Genomic DNA, 3,575 nt, shown 5'->3' with positions numbered 1-3,575 from the left:
CAGCCTGGACACCGAGGACCTCGCGGCGATCAGCGCGCTCAACGAGGACCGGCGCATCGGTCCGGACCCGGGCACGTTCGACGTGAGCTGAGACGTCGGTGACACTCCAGCCGGTCTCGGCCGCGGCGACGGCCAGCTCCGCCGGAGACACGAACAGCCAGTCGAACTCGTCGCTCGTGACGCCGGCGTAGCGGGTACGCATGCGGACCAGTCCCCGCGGGTCGCCGCGCCGTACGTTCTCCTCCTGGTAGGCCAGGTCCGCCGGATCGGTGGAGAGCGAGACGTCGGTGTTGCCGAGCAGCACGCGCCCGCCCGGCCGGGTGACGCGATGGCATTCGGCGAGCAGCCGGTTCACTCCGGCCGGGGTGCCGCCCATGGACAGCCCGTTGGAGAACAACAGCACGGAGTCGAACGTTCCGGGGGCGTAGGTGAGCCGGAGGGCGTCCATGACCTGGACGTTCCGGCCGCCGCGCGCCCGGCAGATCCGCACGGCCTGCGGGGAGATGTCGATGCCCTCGGCGTCCAGGCCCGCCCGTTGCAGGGGCAGAAGGTGCTTGCCCGCGCCGCAGCCGATGTCGAGGACCCTGCCGGACGCCTTGTCGAAGGCCCGGCGTTCGTAGTCCCGGAAGTCCGACGGATCCTCGAAGCGGCGCTCGATGGGGTCCTCGGACACCTTCCCGTCACTGCGCACGTAGCAGAACGGCGGCCGGTAGCAGCCTCGCAGGTAGTCGTCCATGGCGGTGGCATGGGGATCCACCGGATAGGTGCCCGTCCGGGTCTCGGTCATGGTCTCCCTGTCCTTCCTCTGGTGCGGGTGGGCGGCCGGGGCCGCGCGGGTCGCGGATCCCGGTCCGGGCCGGTCACGGTCCGGGCGGCCCCGGCGTGGTGGCGACCGGGCCGACGTACACGCCGGCGCCGTCCGTGCCGAAGGGGAGTTCGGGCAGGCCACGGGCGGTCATGGCGGCCCGTACGTCCTGCTGGCGTCCGCGTGCCGCGCTGAGGAGGAGGAACCCGCCGGCGCCGGCACCGAGGACCTTTCCGCCGTCGGCGCCGCTGTCCCGGGCCAGTGCGTAGAGGCTGCGGACGCTGTCGTCGGCCGTGGCCGGCGACAGCGCCGCCTTCAGTGCCCAGTGCGCGTCCAGGATCGGCCCGATCTCGTCGACCCTGCCGTGCCGCAGCGCCTCCACGGCGGGTTCCACCAGGTCCTTGATGCCGTGCAGGCTCCGCAGCACGGCGGGGTCGGCGTTCAGCGCGCCGCGGGCCTGCGCGGCGAGGGCGTGCCCGGCGTCCCTCGCCCCGCCGAGGCGGAAGAGCATGAGCCGTTCGTCGAGGTAGCGGGCGACCGCCGGGTGGGGGCGCAGCCGCTCCACCTCGACCGAGCGGTCCCGGGCGATGTGCAGCAGACAGGGGCCCCCGAACGCCGCCAGGTAGTGGTCCTGCTTGCCGACGGGTCGCCGCAGATCCACCATCTCGACGGCGCTCGCCTGTTCGGCGAGTTCCGCCGGCCCGGGGGTTTGCGGATGGCGCAACGCCGCGGTCAGGGCCACTGTGAACGCGCCGGAACCACCCAGCCCGGATCCGGCCGGCGCGTCGCTGTAGCAGCCGATCTGGAGGTCGCGTGGGCTGCCGGCCCGCAGGAGACAGGCACGGGCGTAGGGATTGCGCACCTGGGACGCCTCGGCGACCTCCTCCAGTTCTCCGAAGGCGGTCCGCACACCGCCTCCGAAGAGTCCCGGGTACCGGATCACACACACCCGCCGGTCCGTCGTCGTCCCCACCACCGCGCCGCCGAACCGGTCGGCGTAGCTGGGCAGGTCCGTGCCGCCGCCGGCCAGGGAGATGCGCAGGGGCGCGCTGGCCGCCACCGCCCCGCCGGGCCGGGTGCGGGACAGCGGCCGGACGGCGGCGCCGGTCACGTGAGAACCGCGCGGATACGACGCACGCCGGCGCCGGACGACTGTTCCTTGACGATCCTGAAGTGCCCGAGTTCCCCGGTGTTGCGGACGTGCGGTCCACCGCAGAACTCCAACGACCGCTCACCGATGCGGTACACCGAGACGGTGCCGTCGTACTTCTCGTCGAACACGCCGATGGCACCCTCGGCCCGGGCCTCGGCCTGCGGCATCACGGAGTGGGTGACCTCGATCCGTTCGCCGATCCAGCTCCGCACCAGGTCCTCCACCCGGCGGATCTCCTCGGGTGTCATCGCCGTGGGATGGGAGAAGTCGAAGCGCAGTCGGTCCTTGGTGATGTTCGAGCCCTTCTGCAGGGCGTGCGGGCCGAGCACCTCGCGCAGCGCGGCGTGCAGGAGATGGGTCGCGGTGTGGTAGCGGGTGCTCTCCTCGCTGTCGTCGGCCAGGCCGCTCTTGGCGGCCTGTGAACGGGACCGCTCCTGGTGCAGGGCGAACTGCCGCCGGTAGGCGTCGGTGTCGACGCCGATGCCGGACTCCGCGGCGATCTCGACGGTGAACTCCAGCGGGAAGCCGAAGGTGTCGTAGAGCTGGAAGGCGACGTCGCCGGGCAGGGTGTCGCCACCGGACTGCCGCAGCTCCGCGAGGGCGTGCGAGAGCCTGGCGGTGCCGCGCTCGATGGTCTGGGCGAACCGCTGCTGCTCCTTGGCCAGTTCGGTGAGGATCCGGCTGCGGTTCTCCACCAGCTCCGGGTAGGCCTCGCCGTACATGTCGACGACGACGTCGGCGGTGGCCACCCAGTCGGAGGCTTTGACGCCCAGGTGCTGGGTGTAGCGGACCGCCCGGCGGATGAGGCGCCGCAGCACGTATCCGGCGCCCTGGTTGCCCGGTGAGACCTGGCCTCGGTCGCCGAGGATGAACACGGAGGTGCGCAGGTGGTCGCTGAGGATGCGCAGGGCGCGGGTCAGCTTCGCGTCCGAGCGGATCTCCTCGGGTGTGTGAGCGCCCTTGCCGACGAGCGCGTCGATGATCGGGGCGAAGCACGGGGTCTCGTACACCGTGGCCGCGCCGTTGAGGACGGCGATGGTGCGCTCCAGCCCCATGCCGGTGTCGACGTTTCGCCTGGGCAGGGGGCGGATGACGCCGTCACGCCGGTCGAACGTCATGAAGACGTTGTTCCAGATCTCGAAGAACCGGGCGTTCCCGCAGAGTCCGGGGAGGCAGGTGGCGGCGTCCTCGTCGGGACACCGGGTGCCGGTGAGATCGACGAAGATCTCGGTGTCGGGGCCGCACGGCCCCTCGGGCCCGGCGGCCCACCAGTTGTGCTCCTCCGGGAGGAAGACGATGTGGTCCTGGGCGATCCCCAGGGAACGCCACAGTCCGGCCGACTCCTCGTCCCTGGGAACGGTGTCGTTGCCGGCGAAGACGGTCACCCACAGCCGGTCCGGGTCGATGGCCAGGCAGTCCTCGCGGACCAGGAACTCGTGGCTCCACCGGATGGAGTCCTGCTTGAAGTAGTCGCCCAGCGACCAGTTGCCCAGCATCTCGAAGAACGTGAGATGGGTGGGGTCGCAGCGACCTCGAACGCGAACGCGACACCCTGCGCGCCCGCCTCAGAAGCGTCGCCGACGAACGCGAACTCCTTCTGCAGCAGGACGAATCGGC

Annotated in this window: 1 protein-coding gene and 3 pseudogenes; 1 reads left to right on the top strand and 3 read right to left on the bottom strand. The window is 71.6% G+C overall.

What is annotated here, in order from left to right; translation table 11 throughout:
• Positions 1 to 91 (top strand): annotated as a pseudogene (locus tag ABZ646_RS43015) (aldo/keto reductase); the annotation flags it as partial.
• Positions 92 to 157: 66 nt separating this feature from the next.
• On the opposite strand, the pseudogene ABZ646_RS43010 reads toward ABZ646_RS43015, so the two are convergent.
• The 3 genes and pseudogenes from ABZ646_RS43010 to ABZ646_RS43000 form a co-directional block, all read right to left on the bottom strand.
• Positions 158 to 736, bottom strand: a pseudogene (locus ABZ646_RS43010) (class I SAM-dependent methyltransferase); the annotation flags it as partial.
• A 124-nt stretch (positions 737 to 860) separates the two neighbouring features.
• On the bottom strand, positions 861 to 1,916 hold the full coding sequence (locus ABZ646_RS43005; protein ID WP_360532188.1) for a hypothetical protein: 1,056 nt from the start codon (positions 1,914 to 1,916) through the stop codon (positions 861 to 863).
• Positions 1,913 to 3,472 (bottom strand): annotated as a pseudogene (locus tag ABZ646_RS43000) (alanine--tRNA ligase); the annotation flags it as partial. The pseudogene ABZ646_RS43000 and the gene ABZ646_RS43005, both read right to left, overlap by 4 nt.
• Positions 3,473 to 3,575 lie beyond the last annotated feature (103 nt).

This window comes from Streptomyces sp. NPDC007162 (assembly GCF_040634175.1).
Classification (GTDB): Bacteria; Actinomycetota; Actinomycetes; order Streptomycetales; family Streptomycetaceae; genus Streptomyces.
The sequence above is the reverse complement of the archived record's forward strand: the minus strand, read 5'-3'. Positions and strand labels throughout refer to the sequence as shown.